The organism is Stenotrophomonas maltophilia group sp. RNC7 (assembly GCF_030910085.1).
GTDB lineage: Bacteria > Pseudomonadota > Gammaproteobacteria > Xanthomonadales > Xanthomonadaceae > Stenotrophomonas > Stenotrophomonas sepilia.
Window position 1 is genome coordinate 1 of record NZ_JAVFVN010000162.1, and the last position, 844, is coordinate 844.

1 protein-coding gene is annotated in these 844 nt (G+C 54.4%); it reads left to right on the top strand.

Features of this window, described 5'->3' with window-relative positions; all coding sequences use genetic code 11:
• Positions 1-216 precede the first annotated feature (216 nt).
• Positions 217-813: a superoxide dismutase gene (locus RCF13_RS02140; protein ID WP_006471131.1), complete on the top strand. Its 597-nt coding sequence runs from the start codon at positions 217-219 to the stop codon at positions 811-813.
• The last annotated feature ends 31 nt before the right edge of the window (positions 814-844 follow it).

The window sequence follows — 844 nt, forward strand, 5'->3', positions numbered from 1 at the left end:
TTCACACTTTTCGGGATGCGCTCTAAATCGAGAATTACGCCATCCTACTGTGATTTCAATAATAATTCATTGTCTTGAAGCTGAATTGCTCAATCACGCCATTGCCGCCCGCACCGATGCGGCCTATGTAGATTCCGCACACAAGTTTTGAGGCAGCATCTGTTCGGCCCGCCGCTGGCTGCCCATGTAAGCCGAATGACAAGAGGAGAGTTTCCAATGGCTTTCGAACTGCCCGCCCTGCCGTATGACTACGACGCCCTTGCGCCTTTCATGTCGCGCGAGACGCTTGAACTTCACCACGACAAGCACCATCAGGCCTATGTCACCAACGGCAACAAGCTGCTCGAAGGCTCCGGCCTCGAAGGCAAGAGCCTGGAAGAGATCGTCAAGGAAAGCTACGGCAAGAACCAGGGCCTCTTCAACAATGCCGGCCAGCACTACAACCACATCCAGTTCTGGAAGTGGATGAAGAAGGGCGGCGGCGGCAAGAAGCTGCCGGGCAAGCTTGAAAAGGCAATCGAGTCCGATCTTGGCGGCTACGACAAGTTCCGTGAAGATTTCATCGCTGCCGGTGTCGGCCAGTTCGGCTCGGGCTGGGCGTGGCTGTCGGTCAAGAACGGCAAGCTCGAAATTTCCAAGACCCCGAACGGCGAAAATCCGCTCGTTCACGGCGCAACGCCGATCCTCGGCGTCGACGTGTGGGAACACTCCTACTATGTCGATTATCGCAACCTGCGTCCAAAATACCTTGAAGCCTTCGTCGACAATCTCATCAATTGGGAATTCGTCGAAGAGCTGTATGAAAAGGCCTGATGCCTTTCCTGTGAGAATAAGAAAAACCCCG

Excerpts from the sequence above, each read along its gene's own strand:
- RCF13_RS02140 (WP_006471131.1), top strand. The coding sequence starts at position 217 with ATGGCTTTCGAACTGCCCGCCCTGCCGTATGACTACGACGCCCTTGCG.